The sequence below is a fragment of the Shewanella marisflavi genome (genome assembly GCF_023283925.1).
GTDB classification, from domain to species: domain Bacteria; phylum Pseudomonadota; class Gammaproteobacteria; order Enterobacterales; family Shewanellaceae; genus Shewanella; species Shewanella marisflavi.
The window spans coordinates 1-17,079 of the sequence record NZ_JAKIKX010000016.1 but is presented as its reverse complement, the minus strand read 5'-3'; the positions used below and the strand labels follow the sequence as shown (position 1 = coordinate 17,079).

The following is a 17,079-nucleotide window of genomic DNA, read 5'->3' as shown; positions in this document are numbered from 1 at the left end:
AGCGTCAATGACGCGCCCGTAGTCTCAGCCATTGCCAATCAAAGCACCAATGAAGACGTTAATAAGGCCGTCAGCTTTACCATCAGTGATGTGGAAACGGCGGCGACCTCTTTGACGATTACTCGCGCCAGCTCCAATACCACGCTATTGCCGACGGCTAATGTGATCCTCGGTGGCAGTGGTGGCAGTCGTACGCTAACGCTTAAACCTGCGGCGAACCAGTACGGTACCAGTACCGTAACCGTTAACGTATCTGATGGCACCACGACCACCAGTCGCAGTTTTGTGCTGACCGTTAACAGCGTCAACGACGCGCCTGTCGTTTCAGTCATTGCCAATCAAAGTACTAATGAAGACGTTAACAAAGCAGTTAGCTTTACCATCAGTGATGTGGAAACGGCGGCGACCTCTCTAACGATCTCTCGCAGCAGCTCAAACACCACGCTATTGCCGACGGCTAATGTGATCCTCGGTGGCAGTGGTGGCAGTCGAACCCTGACCCTCAAGCCTGCGGCAAACCAGTACGGTACCAGTACCGTAACCGTTAACGTATCTGATGGCACCACGACCACCAGTCGCAGTTTTGTGCTGACCGTCAACAGCGTCAATGACGCGCCCGTAGTCTCAGCCATTGCCAATCAAAGCACCAATGAAGACGTTAATAAGGCCGTCAGCTTTACCATCAGTGATGTGGAAACGGCGGCGACCTCTTTGACGATTACTCGCGCCAGCTCCAATACCACGCTATTGCCGACGGCTAATGTGATCCTCGGTGGCAGTGGTGGCAGTCGTACGCTAACGCTTAAACCTGCGGCGAACCAGTACGGAACCAGTACCGTGGCCGTTAACGTGTCCGATGGCACAGTGACAACCAGTCGCAGTTTTGTGCTGACCGTTAACAGCGTCAACGACGCGCCTGTCGTTTCAGTCATTGCCAATCAAAGTACTAATGAAGACGTTAACAAAGCAGTTAGCTTTACTATCAGTGATGTGGAAACGGCGGCGACCTCTTTGACGATTACTCGCGCCAGCTCCAATACCACGCTATTGCCGACGGCTAATGTGATCCTCGGTGGCAGTGGTGGCAGTCGAACCCTGACGCTCAAGCCTGCGGCGAATAAGTACGGTACCAGTACCGTAACCGTTAACGTATCTGATGGCACCACGACCACCAGTCGAAACTTTGATCTGACTGTTAATAGCGTTGATGATGCCCCTACAGTGAGTTTGACGCTTTCTGCGATTGTTAAGGAAAGTCAGCCTATAGTTGTATCGGCTTCTGCATCAGATATTGATAGCGTGATCGAGCAAGTTGAATTCTCACTTGATGGTGTTAATTGGGTTAGTGATACAACGGCTCCGTATAGTCAAGATTTTGGCCTGCAACCGCTAGGGAACTATTCAATATCCACAAGAGCGCTCAGTAATGGGAAATATTCCGATATCCAAACGGGAAGCGTAAAAGTTGAGGCATTAAGACTTCGTGATATTAGTAGTATTCCTGATGGAAATAATTCAGAAGCAAGCCCAGAGTCGAATGAGCTTGTAGGAGAAATTAAAGCGCAAGCTAGTGTTGATGGTGGCGCATTCTCTTATTCTGTACCGATAACTATTGCGCCTGGTCGTAAGGGCGTACAACCCTCAATATCTCTCAATTACTCTAGTCAATCAGGTGATGGGCTTGTTGGGTTGGGTTGGAGTTTATCTGCATATTCAAGTATTTCTCGATGTGGCCAGATATATGATCTGGATAAGGCTTCTTCATCTGCCCATTATAGTAATGATGATAAACTTTGTTATAACGGCGCAAGGCTCGTACCAGTCGTTGGGCCAAGTGGTGGGAGTATAGGCGCTTATGGAGAATTTGGTACCTACTATAAAAAAGAAAGAAACGGTACCGAATATATTCAACAGTTGGGCGGAAGCTTAGATAGCGGTAAAGCGTATTTTGAAGTTTACATGACTGACGGTTCGGTTATTCGTCTTGGAAGTAAGAATAACAGTAGGAAGACGGCTATTGGTCTAACTCTTCCAATGAGTTGGTTACAGGATCGGTTTGAAGATCGTTTTGGGAATCAAATTCATTACTCATATCGCCAAGAAGTTATTTCTGATGGCAATCGCTATATTGAGGATATTTTTTATACCGGATTCGATGATGCTTATGGTAGTCGTAAGGTCCATTTCAGTTATGAGGATAAGCCCTTAGAGGTTGTATATCATTGGGGAGGAAAGACCCTCTTTAGTAAAAGGTTGAGTAAAATAAGTACGATCAGTAATGACATCGAGCTCGCTTACTGGGAGTTAAATTACGATATACCTGTGGCCGAAGCCTTGAATGATGCCCAAAAACTCACTTCTTTGAAGTATTGTGATGCGAGAAATGAAGATTCTTGCTTGTCTACAGAGTTTGATTGGTATGAACGTTTATATTCTCATACAAAGACTAATCAGCACGCACTTTCAGGGCTAGGTGATAATCACACTGTAGGTTTTCCTGTAAGTAAAAGTAGTGATTACGATGGCGACGGTGTTGCTGACTTAAGTATGGGTTTTGATATTTATTTATCCTCTACCAACTCTAAATTAGACACGAGCAATTTGCCCAGGACTAATGGCCCAGATTCTTTTCAAGATTTGAATGGAGATGGGATCTTTAACGCCGATGAGAAAAAATATAATGATTTCATTGGTATGATTGATTACAACCTCGATGGTAGAGATGATTTTGTTGTCATAAACCCTTCGAGAAAAGTTCAAGTTGTCGGGTTGGAAAACAATGGCGATGTTAGCTTTAGCCATGAAACTAACGTCACTGCAAATTGTTACGATGAACTTGGCGTGCTACGTGTCTGTTTAAATCATATTTTGGATCTAAATGGTGATGGAAGAAAAGATCTGATTGTGGCTGACTCCATATCAAATGGAAATGTTACCTATAAGGCATATGTTAGAGAGGAAGTAGGCGCTGATTTTTACTATGCGGGAAGTTTTAGTAAGAAAATAGAAGATAAATTCACATTAATGGATATCGATGGGGACGGTATGGCTGACTTAGTACCTCCATCATTCGAGAATAAACTAGAGTGGATCAAAGTTAATTTCGACAAAGTCAATAAAACGGTAGCCTTCGAAGATAAAACGGTTTTGTTTGATACGAGTGACTATTCTGGCTATAGGAGCAAGTTTAGTAAATTTGCTGATTTTAATGGGGATGGGTTACTAGATGTCCTAACGTTAAAAAAGGCCGATAGTAGTGACAACTATTTCACTCGATATGTGGCTTTCAATAAGGGCGCAGGAGCGTTTTCAGAACTGGTATCTACAGGTCTAACTGAGTTGGCTTTTACTTATAACAATTTAATGGTTTCAAGCAGTAAGCCAGGTTATGTATATGAGCAGTTTATTAAGTTTGTCGATTACAATGGTGATGGTCGTCAAGATATCCTCTACCCTGATTATGATAGAAAGAAATACATCTATCAGTGTTTTGATGCAAATAATGATGAACCTTGTGGTGAGCCAGGAAGCAGTGAGCCAAAACGCAGGTTCTATGATTATGATGTTTGGTATTGGAATGTATTAATTACGGAGCCTGATGGTAAGAGCTATAAAGAAGAAAAGCTCGATGTTTATGGCGCATTGGCGACCATGTCCGTCATCGATATTAATGGCGATGGTCGTTCTGATTTTGTTTCGGGGTTAGGTTGGGAGTCAGATGCGCAATTAAGTACATGGACTTATCCTGATACTTATCCAACTGAATTTGTAGCCTTTATACATGATGATACTCAAGACTCGGTAATTAAATCCATTTCAACCGGATTTGGTGTAAAACATCAAATTGAATATAAAAGACTTAATAACGACGTATACACATTAAGCCGCACAGAAAATGACTATCCATACTTGAATTTTGGCAATACTATGCGGGTTGTGTCTAAGCTAGAAACGGATAATGGTGTCGGGGGATATAATTCAACAAAGTACCATTATGAGAATGCTCGTTTTCATATTGGTGGCCGAGGATTTCAGGGGTTTAGTGCTATAACCGAAACTAATGAATACTCTAACTCTCAACTTGGTCAAATAGTTAAAACGGAGTTTGAACAGGTATATCCTTTGTCTGGCATGGTTAGACAAAAGACGACAACGGATTTAAATGGCAATTTGCTTGGTTTGTATACTGTTGAGGAGAACTATCCCGCATCAAGTGATTATACCGTTGGTGAGTCTTGGTGTTTTTATCCAAGCAAGACTGAAACTAAGTGGTATGCGCCTTCGTTACTTACGGAAATAACTACAGAGACTTTTGCCCAGACTAAGACTTCTCTTTGTCAGTCGGAAACCGTTTCTAAAACCGTTGTCGATGGGACAACTGAATATGCTCAACACGTTAAGTATGGCTATGTATCGCCACAGCCTTTATTGTCGCTCCTCTCAACGACAACGACTTCGAGTTCAGTTTCCTATGAATCGGATGCCGGTGCGACATTAACTCCTGAACAGCTTAACGTTTCCACTGTTAAGACAAATAGCTATGACAGTGAGAAGTATGGCTTCGTAGTTCTCCAGTCAACGACGTTATCCGATGAAGCCAAAACGCCAGGCGTTAGCTCTACAGTATCCTTTGACGACTATGACGTCTATGGTCAAGCGCTAAGCCAGACCATTGGAACTCGTTGGACCAAAAAAACAATGGATAGCGAAGGTTACTTTGTTGTTAGTACAGCAAACAGTGAGTGGGGGGATAATGTAGTTGCAGCGAGTTATACCAACGATCCATTAACCGGAGCGGTATTAACGAGCACAGACATCAGTCAAGTTACTACAGAAAATACAATTAACTTTATTGGTCAAGTATTACAGACAGATGCAACCAAAGGCGAAGTGCAAGTAACCCCTCCTGTGTATAACAGTGTTCAGTGGGCAGATGCACCTTATAGCTATAAAACGATTGTACGTAGTAGCGGTAAGCCAGAACAAGTTAGCTATTTTGATAGTAAAAATCGATTGGTTAAGCAGGTAACCGCTGGATTTTCAGGGGATATTGTTTCATCGAAAAGTTACGACGCGATGGGGAACCTGTTAACCGAGACAATACCTACCTCAAATTACGGTACTGTTGTTGCCACTACCTATACAGATTATGACGTCCTGGGGCGACCAGGCTCGAAGACTTTCGATGATGGCATAGTTAATTATGTTTCAACCTATGACTATTTGGATGGTTTGACTACAGAAATCAACGTAGTTAGTGGCGGTTATAATTTTAATGTTAGTCGTACTTATAACAGTCTTAAGCAGTTAATAAGTACTGTTGATGCGAAAGGCAACTCATCTGAATTTGCCTATAATGCGGCTGGCTTGCCTGTATTGATTAAAGACGTATTGGGTAGCGAAATTACGGCGGTTTATGACGATTTAGGACGTAAAAAATCATTCAGTGATCCAAATATGGGGACCTGGTCGTTTACCTATAATATTTATGGTGAGATAGATACACAGACTGACGCCAGAGGGATAGTCACAACCCATGAGTATGATGATTTAGGCCGTTTAATCAATCGCGGTGGTCGTAAATTTATCTATGATGATATAGCAGTAGGCAATGGTTTCTTATATCAAACAGACTATGCAGGTGAGGTAAAGACCTTTAGCTATGATAGTGCAGGGCGTAATACTCAAACCGTAACTACTATTGATGGTAATCATTTTGTTGAAAAATATGCCTATGACAATACTTTTGGCCGACTTAAAGCGGTGCAATTTCCTAGTGGCGAGCACGTTGCTTATACCTATGACGATAATGGCTATTTGATAGAGGATTATCAGGCGTTTGATGATAATTCAATAAAGGTTTTGAGAACGATTGATAAATATAGTGCCCAAGGCGGTATCAATCAACAGACGTATAGTAATGGTTTGATTCAAAACATTATTCGCAACGATGCTGGTTCTGCAAGAATGATATGTACCAGTGGTAGCGGTGATTGTAATGCTCTGATAGGCGAACAATTTCTTGAATATGACTACGATAGCATGGGGAATTTAGCCTTCCAGCACAATCAGAGTCAAAAGTTTAAAGAAAGCTACAGTTATGACGAGTTGATGCGGGTTCAGGATGCCACGATAGAGCTAGATGGATTGGGGCTTGAGCCTTTTAATCCTATTGATTATGACTATGATGCTGCGGGGAATATCACGATAAAGTCTGATTATGGTGAAGATTATCGTTATGGCAATGTGGGCAAAACGTTAGGGGGACTAGCAGGTCCCAATGCCATTAGGCAGTTTGTGCGTGGTGGTACGACTTATCAATTTACTTACGATGCAAATGGTAACCGGCTAACTGGTGACGGGCTTGCGCTTAGCTATAACGATGATAATAAGCCGATGACCGTCAAACGTAATGGGGTCACCAGTACTTTCAGTTACGGTGCAGATGGTACGCGCTTTAAACAAGTTAAAGAAGTTAATGGCGAGTCTGTCATTACCTATTATGTCGGTAGTTTCGAGCGAGAAGTTACTGCATCGGCAACCATAGAAAAAACTTACATTGGTGATCATACGATTAAGATGAAAGCCGTGGTAGGTAGCCTGGGGAATAAGTCTCCGTTCCAGCACATACTAAGAGATAGGTTAGGTGGCGTTGATACCTTAATTGATGCCACTAGCGGCAGTGTGCTTCAGCGCAGGGGGTATGATGTTTTCGGTCGACCTCGCGATTTAGCTGGCGGCAACGATTTGCTTAAAGATTGGCAAGGCGTATATCGAGGTTTTACTGATCACGAGCATTTAGCTGAGCAAGAACTAATTCATATGAACGGTCGGATCTACGATTTCAATGTAGGCCGTTTCTTGAGTGTCGATCCCTTCTTGCAGTTCCCCGAGAACAGCCAGAGTGCTAACCCCTATTCGTATATCTTGAATAACCCGATGGCAGGCACGGATCCGACAGGGTATATGGCGGAGGCTTCTAATTGGCGAACTCGTGAATGTGATTTAGCACCTATGGGTTGTCAAAGCACGCCGGTTAGCCGTCTTTTAGACAAGTGGGGCGTCTCCAATGGTCAAAGTAATGAATCTTTGGCTAAAGCTCATCAGCAGAGGCGTAGAGACAAGGAATCGGCCGGAAAATGGAAGGAGGCGGTGCAAGTTGCGACGGATAATCTGAACGCCAGTGTTGCGAAGGACAATCGCAGTACCAATGGAAATAGTATCTGGACAGACAGTGATGGCAATCCGACAAGTGCTCCCAAAAACTTCAATGGAACTGAGTTAGCTTGTGCTTTTGTTTGTCCTTTAATACCGGTGGCTGTAGAAGAGGCTATTGTTGGGATTGGTTTGATTGCAGCAGCTGTATCATCAGGTGATGATGATAAAGCATTAGAAGAGATAAGGCACTCCACTACTGGAATGCCTGGAGGGGGACCTGATGACGATGAGGAGCATAATAGAGGTTCTAATGACGCACAATTGACCAACAAAGAAGCTGATAAGATATTAAGAGAAAAAGGCTATAAACCGCAACAAGGGCTTAAGAGCCAGAAAAATACTGTGTATTACAATCCCAAAGGCTCCCCAAAGTATTTGGTTCGATCTAATACTTCACATACCGGCGATGCTTTTAAGGGATACAATTCTCCAAAAGACATAAAGCTCAAGAATCGAACTGGTTCTTATGACGTCAACCTCAAGAGAACAGGTAAGTAAGTAATGAAACACTTTAAAGTTGGTAAATATGATTATCGTCGTGCTAACTATACAGAAGAATGGACAAATATTTGGGATGCCCTAAATGCTTATGTTGATGAAAATCAATGTTGGGAGCATTATTTGGTGGAGGAAGTGAGGTTGCTAGATTTTGCTGCTAATTTTTTGTTTGAGAACGACATTTCAAAAATGCGTGTTCTTTCGTTGGAGAACAATGTCGATGATGATACTGCCTCAGAGTTTGAAGCTATTCATTTTGGATTGCTTGAACATAAATTGGAATTTAAAAATTCCACTATTATTGGTTTCATGGATGCAATTAAGCTACTTCAAATGAGTTTGAGAGGCATGATTTGGGCGCAGTTAAAAAATTGCGAAAATGGTGCCTACATAGCCGCTGGAGATGATTATTATTGGTTGATTGGCATCCCAGACAACATCGATATAACGCAATTTCAAACAGAAGGGTTATATATTTATGAGCATAAAGACCCTTGGGAATAAAGCGAAGATATAGAACCGCCATATCTTTGAAGAGTTGCAGCATCTTGGTTAGGCTTTGAGGTACCCCTCTTGAACCCATCGAGGTCAGCCATGACAACCGCTCGCCGCCAATTAGATGTTGAGAGCACGCCCTTCTACCACGTGATTAATCGCTGTGTCAGAAGGACGTTTTTGTGTGGTGAAGATGCTCATTCTGGCAAGAATGAGTAAGTACGTAGACCCCAATAGTTAATGCAGATCTGATATTGAACGTTATTCCGCAGCGCCATTCAATAGGGGATTTTTCTTGTCTAAAACAGGGCAATGTGACCAGTCGTCTGAGCAGTCGTTGCCAGTAGAAGCGATCAGTGTCTGACAGCAGAACGGGCAGTTTGGGCCAGCGCCGCTATATGGTGGCACTGGCCCAATTGATCGCTTCTGCTGTTCATGAGTGATCACTTCTACTGCTTTGAACTGACCAAGTTGCTGCTAGTCGTGCATAGATTTTAACAAGTTGCTAAAAAAATACGGTGCTTTAAATCTGTAAGCGTTTTGGGAGGAGGCGTGTGATTAAAGAGAGTATCAATAAGAGGCTGCATTTCTGTGTGACATATGAAAGCATAAAAATCAGCTTCTCCCGCTGGGTTGCCAGGCACAAGACCAATCGTACAGGCTTGCTCATATAGCGTTTCATACAGTTCAATTACCTCGTCTATTTTTAATGCTTCCTCAGCTATCAATCTCATGGGGAGGTAACATTTTTCTCCTTTTGGCGAAATAATCGGCCAAATGACATGATGAACGTTGAGGGGAGTATTTAAATAGAGATGCCAGAACTGATCATTTATGAACCGATAAAAGTCAGTAGCAATAGATTTAAATGGCGTAATATTCGCTAATTTCAAAAGGTATTTGACGGCTTCTAACTGATTCGTATCAAGTCTTTCACCTTCCATCGTTGTTTCCTGTAAACACCGACCGATTAAGCATGTGAAAGCATGGATGTCGGTTTTTTGTATTAATGACCACACGGCCTTCTTAGTTAGCGATTGTTTCCTTGTCAGGTTACCGAAACTATCTTCTGTGAAAAGTAGGTTTACATAGTGAGAGGGAAGGTTGCTCAGTGCCACATTCACTGATGATATTGTAGGGTTGCGATTATCTATGAGTTGCCACAAGGGGTGGCATAGCAGAGATTTAAAGGGAATTGGACTGTTTAAGCGACGGTCAATAATGTCAACCACATACTCTCGAATAACAGGTTCACCCTGCTCTTTTTTGTTAAAAAAGCGGGATGAATTGTTCAGCCAGTTGGCGGTAGAACTGCATTGCTCACTGTCAGCAAATAATGCCCTCTTCATTCCATAGGCAGTGGATTCGCCCAAATGTGCTTTCAGACAAGCACACCAGTAGCGAGTAGCAAGCGATTTTGTGCGCCTGCTTAGCTTAAGGTAATTCTCGAAGGTGTACATGGGATAAATAAAGTTTGCAACTGGCATTGCAAACAGTGCGCATTTAGGCCAATCGATTGATATAAATCATATTTACTGTCAAGCCATCTCATAAACTCGTGCCTTTAATCAAAAAATAAAGCCTTATGCAAGTTTAGCTTGGCTTTGTATTCTTAGTTAATCCCACCAAATCGAAATAGGTTGCAGCATGAATAAGAAGCTCAGCAGCGACGTCGATACACTGGCTTTTGAATTAGAACGTGAATTGATGCATCGCTATAGCTCGCCTTTGTTGACGGGCGAAAGGCTGGCTAACGCAATGGGCTACAGGAGTATCCATTCATTGCGAAAACACATGTCTCAACCGACTTTTCCTGTTGAGCTTTTTACCATATCGGGACGAAGAGGACGATTTGCTCTTGTAAAAGACATCGCGCTTTGGTTGGCAAAGCAACGTATTGAACATCAATATCAAACAGAGGAGAAGCCTATCGACATGTGACCAACCGTTTGATTTTTCATTACCAAGGCACTGAAAGGGAAAAAGCCAGCATTTGCAGATGCTGACTTCTTCGGAAGTTGTCGAATTTGCGTGCTCGACAACTTCATTAAAGCTTTCCCATGCCAGACTGTCAAGTTTCGGTCAGACCGAAGCGTGGGCATGTGTGTGCCTTGATTTCCTTCACAGTGAAATTAAGGAGTTCATCATGAACATACGTAAATTACGGCAGTTATTGCGTTTGCTACTGACCACCAACTATTCCAATCGACGGATTGCTCAGCTTGCGGGCATCTCCCCCAATACGGTGCGGACCTATCGTAATAAGCGACGGAAAGCCGCCATGACCCTTGCGGAGTTGGAGCAACACTCTGATGACCAGTTACTGAAACAGTTGAACCCTATCGTTCCGGTAAACAATAGTAAGCGTCAACCCGACTGGGCATATGTGCACCATTTAATGCAGGAAAAACATCAAACACTCATTCAGCTGTGGGAGGAATACCGCAGTATTGAACCTACCGATGCACTTTGTTACTCGCAGTTTACTCACTGGTATAGGCACTACATAAAGTCCATCGATGTCTCTATGCGTCAGTACTATGCCCCTGGCGAGGTGTGTTTTGTCGACTTTGCTGGAAAGCGTATTCCCTGGATAGACCAACATTCAGGGCAAACGCATTATGCAGAAATGTTTGTTGGGGTAATGGGATACTCACAACTGGTATTTGCCAAAGCACTGAGTTCCCAAAAATTGGAGGATTGGTTAGAAGCCCATCAGGCGATGTTCGCCTATTTTAGCGGGGTTCCCCAATTGGTAGTGCCGGACAATCTTAAGTCCGCAGTCACTCGGCCAGGCAAGTTCCCAGAAGTAAATCGCAGCTATCAGGAGTTGGCTGAGCATTATGGTTTTGTCGTAGAACCTGCGCGCGTCAGACGACCACAAGATAAATCGCTAGCCGAAATCGGCGTACTGTTGGTTACCCGATGGATAACCGTGGTGCTGCGTCGCCGCCGTTTTTTCAGTATTGCAGAGATTAATCAGGCTATTGTTGAGTTGCTGGAGCAACTGAATCAACGCCCGTTTAGGCGCTATCAGGGCAATCGCCGTGAACGGTTTGAACATACAGAACGTGCAGCGTTGTCTCCCCTTCCTACAAAGCCATTTAATATAGGTCGTTGGATACACCAGCAAAAGGTGAATAGGGATTATCACATTTACGTGTATGGCCATGCCTATTCAGTACCCTATGAGTTAACTGGCCAGTCTGTTGACATTAAAATCTGCCAAAACATGGTGGAAATCTATTTCCATCACCAATTAGTTGCTATGCATATGCGCAGCAATATTCAAGGTGGTGCTACTACGGAGAACAGCCATCGCCCGAAGAGTCATCAAGCGTATGCGGCACAATCAAAAGCCCATTTTATGCATTGGGCAAAAGATATCGGTGAGCACTCCTTGGCTTTGATATCGGCACAGTTTGATGGCGTACCTGATTGCTCGTTGCAGGGCTGTAAAGCATGTTCTCAACTGCAAAAATTAGCGAGAAAATACGGTCAAATGCGATTTGAACGAGCTTGTCAGTGCGCCTGCGAAATTCAATCTTTGACCGTTAGCAGTGTCCGTTCAATTTTACAGTGCCGATTGGATGAACCTTTGGATGAGGCTAAGCCTGTCCAAGGCCAGTTGCCACTTCATCATAATGTTCGTGGTGCCCGCTACTACCTCAATGGAGGGCAGTAAAATGAGCAGTGAACATAGCGTTTTTGACAATCTCCAGCAGTTGCGGCTAATCGGCATGAGTGAAGCCTTAAAAAAAGTACTGGTAACGCCGGATATGCTCGCACTTCCCATAATCGATATTTTAGCGTTTTTGACCTGTGAGGAGATCCAATACAAGTCTCAAAAAAAGCGGGAGCGGCTATTTAAGGCTGCGAGGCTAAAACAGGGGCAAGCTTGCGTGGAAAACATCGACTACGTAGCTAAGAGGGGAATTGATAAGGGCTATTTGGCTACCTTGATTAATTGTGAGTGGGTCGCACGGAATCAGTTTTTGCTCATTACGGGGCCAACAGGGGCCGGTAAAAGCTGGCTTGCCTGTGCGCTCGCCAATCAAGCAATCAAATTGAATTTTTCTGTACTGTATAAGCGCTTCAATCTACTGATGGAGGAACTGGACATTGCCCATAGAGACGGTTCTTTGCCCAAACTGCGCAGTGGGCTGGCCAAATACAAGCTATTAATATTGGATGACTGGGCAATGGCACCGTTAAATGACCTTAATCGGCAAGATTTACTTGAGTTGATAGAAGAGCGTGTTGAGTCCGGTGCACTCATTATCACAACCCAATTACCTGTCAGTAAATGGCATGAATATATAGGAGAACCTACTCTTGCTGACGCCATTATGGATCGCATCATTCATCGCGCGCATCGCCTAGAGTTGCACGGTGAATCCATGCGTAAGGTATATCGAGCGGTTAAGGAGGACAAGTAATGGATACCGACCTTCATCTTGAAGCTTATGAGCAGATGTTGGCCTCCTCAAATGCGGAGGACTCGTACCTTAGACAGCTCTTTGACATTTATCACCAGCGTTTGCTTATAAACCCCCACGTCTGCCAAAAGCTGGCGCGACAAGGAATAAGCATGGACAGTATTGAAACCCATTTGATTGGGTATTGCGATCGAACCTTGAATCGTTATGTGTCCGGAGCTAGTAAAGTTGACGGCGCAGGTTATCGTGGAACTTTACGGCGTATGGGGTTGCTAAAGAGTAGTGGCCATGAAATTTTTCGAGGGTGTATTGTGGAACCGTTGTTTGAGGGGGAAAATATCGTTGCCGCTTGTGGGGTAAAACTCAATTGTCCCAGTAGACCAGCCCCGAGAATCATTCAATGGTATAGGCACCGTACATATTATCATGCAGTGAAGTTTCATCTCATGATATGGGGGAAGCGCTATGTGGCTCACTAAACCCAACTCACTAAGCTTAACTGCATGTATGCAGTACTATTTAGATATCTGTCGAGCTAAAGGGCAAAGCGATAATACCGTGCTAAGCAAAGAAGCGGCATTGTCGCTCTTTCAGAGATGGGCTTTTGGACATGATCTGATCGATGTAACTCAGGTTGACCTGGAAGTGCTCGATAGCTATCAGCAGTACCTTTATCTGTATCGAAAAGCGTGTCATGGTGGGCCTTTATGCCGAGCCACCATTCGTTATCGTCTGACTGCGGTAAAGGTATTTTTGAGAACGTTATTCATCAAAGAAGTGCTATCGGTGAACCCTACTGAACACTTTGAACTGCCGAAAAATGGTAGGCGATTACCTAAGCCAGTTCTTAGTGAGCAGGAGGTAAAGAAGGTCTTACAACAGGCCGAACACTATGGACTAAAAGGCATAAGGGACACGGCTATTATGACGACTTATTATGCTTCCGGTATTCGGCGACTTGAACTTGGCACCTTGGCGCTGGACGATGTTGACTTTGAGCAATGCCAACTCAGGATCTATCAGGGAAAAGGCTTTAAAGACAGATACGTGCCTATAGCCAAAGACACTTGCATTTGGATTTATCGTTACCTGAAAGAAGTTAGGCCGACGTTGGCCAATGTGCACTCCGGTAAAACCTTATTCCTGGCAAATAATGGTAAACCATTTCGGGCAGCTCAGCTCTCGGAACTGGTGGCCAAGTACATCAAGTTGGCCGGTGTACGCAAGTCAGGCGCTTGCAATCAGTATCGTCATGCTGCGGCAACACACATGGTGGATCACGGTGCCGATATTCGTCATGTGCAAGAGTTTCTCGGGCATGCAGACTTATCAACCACACAGATTTATGTGCATGTGAGCATGACAAAGCTGCGGGAAGTCTATAACAAGACGCACCCTGCTGCTCAACAGTAAAGCGTGGCTCACGGAAGAGCTATTTTTAGTAAGCTCAGAAATGGCGGCCAATAGGTAGCCATCATTGGACTTATGGCATACGCTTAGTTATAATCGGGTCATAACATAAAAAGGGTTACTTTATTTGAACACAGGCTTAAACAATCTACTAGAACTTCATGGGCAGGAGGTTCATAGAGAAGATGGCTATTGGTGGAAGATTGAGGTTTGGCAAGTAGCCCCATCAAAACATCGACCTCACGGGATTCGCTATAATCTTACGCTCCATAATAAATACAATAAACGCGTATTCGGCATGGACAATGCCCATGCCGTTAAAGAACCGAAAAAGAAAAAGTATGCAGGTAAGCGCCATGACTATGACCATGTACATAAGTCAGCCAGCGATAAAGGCACTCCCTATGAATTTACAGATTGTTCCACTTTACTGAATGACTTTTTTGATGGTGTTGACAAAACAATCGAAGCTATAGAAGGTAAGTAGCTATGAAAGCAAGAATAGGCATTATGTCAGAGCAATTGGTTCGCGCCAGAGTACTTGCGATTGCTCAAGGTAAGTATAAGCCAGCGAAAGATGAGCCTAAAGTTTGGTACACATCTCTCAATGCAGTTTCTCAGATCCTTAACCCTGAGAATATTGCACTACTAAGGCTGATTGATACTGAACGGCCTGAGAGTGTTACAGCCTTAGCAGAGCTATCAGGCCGTAAGAAATCAAATCTCTCTAACACATTGAAGTCATTGTGTGAGAAAGGTTTTGCGCGACTCGAAAAAGGTGAAGGTCGTAATATGAAGCCTGTGGCTTTGTATACTGATTTTGAAATTGTAATCGACAAAGAAGTTGAAGATATTATTGCTGGCTTGCAACAGCAGGCAGCTTAACACAGGTTCTTCAATGGTTATTATGTAAAGGCTCGTACATTCGGGCCTTTTTTATGCTCTTTAAAATAATAATTTCTTCCGATTAATTCATATGAACGGTCGGATCTACGATTTCAACGTAGGTCGTTTCCTGAGTGTCGATCCCTTCTTGCAGTTCCCCAAGAACAGTCAAAGTGCCAACCCCTATTCATATATCTTGAATAACCCTATGTCTGGGACAGATCCGACGGGGTATATGATGGCCAATAATGACTGTGGCACAGGATCAAACGTGGGATTCGCCGGTTTTTGTAGTGCAAGTAAAGAATTAAAGGACGATTCAAAAAAGAAAAAGCCTACTCTTGAGGTATCCAACGGGCAACAGAACGAGCAACAACAAACTACGGATGAGAAAGATTGGGCTAAAATTGCTCTTGCTACCTATGCTAGAATTACTGGCGAAAATACAAGTACCAGCCAAGATCGTTCTGGGTTTGGTATTGATGATGCAGTATCCTTGGGGGTGGGATTTACCCCTGCTGGAGTAGCGGCCGATATATATACAGCCTTAACGGGTAAAGATTTTTTCACCAATGACGATGTAACAGGCCTCTGGCGGTGGGCTGGTTTAATTCCATTTGCTAGTGAAGCTAGGAAGCTTGGTAACGCTGCTGATGCCGCTCAAGAAAGCATTACAGCGATACGTAAGGTTAAAAGTGTTGTAAATTCGTTTGATGATGTATCGGATTATATAAGAAAAAATGGTGTACTGCCTGATAATTTCATTACCAAAAAGGATGCACGAGCCTTGGGTTGGGACCCCAAAAAGGGCAATCTGCAAGATATAGCTCCCGGTAAAAGCATCGGCGGTGACATATTCCATAACAGTGAGGGGGGCTTACCCTCTTCTAACGGAAGAGTATGGAGAGAAGCTGATATAAATTACTCAAGTGGTTACAGAGGTAATGATAGGCTTTTATATTCAAGCGATGGGCTCATGTATAAAACCACTAACCACTATAAAACTTTTACCCAACTATGACGGAGAGTTGATGACTAGCATAATCATTGATGGACACGAATTTAAAAACAAACAGGAATTCCATAAATTAATAAAATTGAAATTAGATTTGCCAGATTATTATGGTGAGAATTTGGATGCGTTATGGGACTGCTTGACTGGAGAGATTGAACTACCAACTTCAATAACTTGGATTAACTTTGAAAGTAGTTTGAAGTTTTTGGGGGAGGATGCGACCAATATAGCAAGCGTTTTTGAAGATGCTGCGGTAGAACTACCAGAGTTTACATTTTCAAAGCAATAAAGTAAAAACAGGGCAGCCAAATCTTTTTGATGTTCGATAACCCCTCGACTAGGCTTTGAAGTATCCCCTTCTCACCAGTCGAGGCTTATCATGACCAGAAGATATAGGACAGCCTTAACACTTTTGGTCAATTAGCCCCATTTTTGGGGCTTTTTCTTGCCTGTAAGTGGGCAATTCGACCAGCAGCCTGGGCTGTGCTTGCCAGTAGAAACGATCAGTGTCTGACAGCAGGACGGGCAGTTTGGGCCAGCGCTGCTAAACATAGTTCCAATAATGGGCTATCACCGTTAGAGTATGAACGTCAGTATTTTAATGAGGCTAAAAGTCGTCTAGTGAAGTAGTGGCGATTCACTCCAACTTACCGGTGACTGGACAAAATCGTAAAGAGTATGAAGTTTATGATCTTCATATAAACTGATAGCCCCTAAAAATTTAATGTATTTACTCTCTTGCTGCCTAGGGAAATAAACCTCATCAAAATACTTACAAAAGTCATTAAGGTCGAAGGTTTTAACTTCATCAAACTGGACGTCAAATAATAATCCTGTACCATTTTGTCTTGCCTTAAATCCAAGTAACTTTCCTACCCCAAGTGATTTATGTTGTAAGATGACATGCTCATTAGAAAACTCATGTGCAAATTTCTCTGGAAACTTATAAAACAATAACGGTTTAATTCTAATATAATCCCCATTTTGACAAGTTACAGCCTCATTAGGGTGTAGTGGTCAACTAAAATTGGCCACGGTTTTGTATTCAAGCCAGTATCTTCGCTCTGACTCATTGGGTGTCAGCCCACCGTTATATTGATGTGGTCTCAGCTGACTGTA

General features: G+C 43.3%; 13 protein-coding genes and 2 pseudogenes. 13 read left to right on the top strand and 2 right to left on the bottom strand.

Translation table 11 applies throughout. The features are described from left to right. The 3 genes and pseudogenes from L2712_RS18855 to L2712_RS18845 form a co-directional block, all read left to right on the top strand. Positions 1-7,716, top strand: a 7,716-nt coding sequence (locus L2712_RS18855; RefSeq protein ID WP_428848631.1) for a SpvB/TcaC N-terminal domain-containing protein, incomplete at its 5' end; no start/stop codon positions are given. Between the two features lie 3 nt (positions 7,717-7,719). Then, a complete protein-coding gene (locus tag L2712_RS18850; protein ID WP_248978681.1) occupies positions 7,720-8,220 on the top strand; it encodes a hypothetical protein in 501 nt (166 codons plus the stop codon). A gap of 90 nt (positions 8,221-8,310) precedes the next feature. Then, positions 8,311-8,424: pseudogene (locus L2712_RS18845) on the top strand (alpha-amylase family glycosyl hydrolase); the annotation flags it as partial. 281 nt (positions 8,425-8,705) lie between these two features. On the opposite strand, the gene L2712_RS18840 reads toward L2712_RS18845, so the two are convergent. Then, entirely contained in the window at positions 8,706-9,698 is a 993-nt protein-coding gene (locus L2712_RS18840) for a hypothetical protein (protein WP_248978680.1), read from the bottom strand. A gap of 160 nt (positions 9,699-9,858) precedes the next feature. Between L2712_RS18840 and L2712_RS18835 the strand changes: the two genes are divergently transcribed. From L2712_RS18835 to L2712_RS18795, 10 genes and pseudogenes are all read left to right on the top strand, one after another. After that, positions 9,859-10,152: a hypothetical protein gene (locus L2712_RS18835; protein WP_248978679.1), complete on the top strand. Its 294-nt coding sequence runs from the start codon at positions 9,859-9,861 to the stop codon at positions 10,150-10,152. A 205-nt stretch (positions 10,153-10,357) separates the two neighbouring features. Next, positions 10,358-11,896 carry an IS21 family transposase gene (gene istA, locus L2712_RS18830; protein ID WP_248978678.1) on the top strand — a complete coding sequence of 513 codons (1,539 nt, stop codon included), beginning with the start codon at positions 10,358-10,360 and terminating at the stop codon, positions 11,894-11,896. 1 nt (position 11,897) lies between these two features. Beyond that, positions 11,898-12,650: an IS21-like element helper ATPase IstB gene (gene istB, locus L2712_RS18825; RefSeq protein WP_248978677.1), complete on the top strand. Its 753-nt coding sequence runs from the start codon at positions 11,898-11,900 to the stop codon at positions 12,648-12,650. Continuing rightward, positions 12,650-13,129 carry a hypothetical protein gene (locus L2712_RS18820; protein ID WP_248978676.1) on the top strand — a complete coding sequence of 160 codons (480 nt, stop codon included), beginning with the start codon at positions 12,650-12,652 and terminating at the stop codon, positions 13,127-13,129. The genes istB and L2712_RS18820 overlap by 1 nt, the downstream gene beginning before the upstream one ends. Then, entirely contained in the window at positions 13,116-14,063 is a 948-nt protein-coding gene (locus tag L2712_RS18815) for a tyrosine-type recombinase/integrase (RefSeq protein ID WP_283104926.1), read from the top strand. Before L2712_RS18820 ends, L2712_RS18815 begins: the two co-directional genes overlap by 14 nt. Before the next feature lie 124 nt (positions 14,064-14,187). Next, on the top strand, positions 14,188-14,547 hold the full coding sequence (locus L2712_RS18810) for a toxin-antitoxin system TumE family protein (RefSeq protein ID WP_248978675.1): 360 nt from the start codon (positions 14,188-14,190) through the stop codon (positions 14,545-14,547). Between the two features lie 2 nt (positions 14,548-14,549). Beyond that, complete coding sequence (locus L2712_RS18805; RefSeq protein ID WP_220061622.1) at positions 14,550-14,945, top strand: HVO_A0114 family putative DNA-binding protein; 396 nt, start codon at positions 14,550-14,552, stop codon at positions 14,943-14,945. A 79-nt stretch (positions 14,946-15,024) separates the two neighbouring features. After that, positions 15,025-15,180, top strand: a pseudogene (locus L2712_RS19150) (RHS repeat-associated core domain-containing protein); the annotation flags it as partial. Positions 15,181-15,183: 3 nt separating this feature from the next. Next, positions 15,184-15,966: a ribonuclease domain-containing protein gene (locus L2712_RS18800; RefSeq protein WP_248978674.1), complete on the top strand. Its 783-nt coding sequence runs from the start codon at positions 15,184-15,186 to the stop codon at positions 15,964-15,966. Positions 15,967-15,976: 10 nt separating this feature from the next. Continuing rightward, positions 15,977-16,249 carry a barstar family protein gene (locus tag L2712_RS18795; RefSeq protein ID WP_248978673.1) on the top strand — a complete coding sequence of 91 codons (273 nt, stop codon included), beginning with the start codon at positions 15,977-15,979 and terminating at the stop codon, positions 16,247-16,249. Between the two features lie 329 nt (positions 16,250-16,578). On the opposite strand, the gene L2712_RS18790 is transcribed toward L2712_RS18795, so the two are convergent. Then, entirely contained in the window at positions 16,579-16,914 is a 336-nt protein-coding gene (locus L2712_RS18790; RefSeq protein WP_248978672.1) for a hypothetical protein, read from the bottom strand. Positions 16,915-17,079 lie beyond the last annotated feature (165 nt).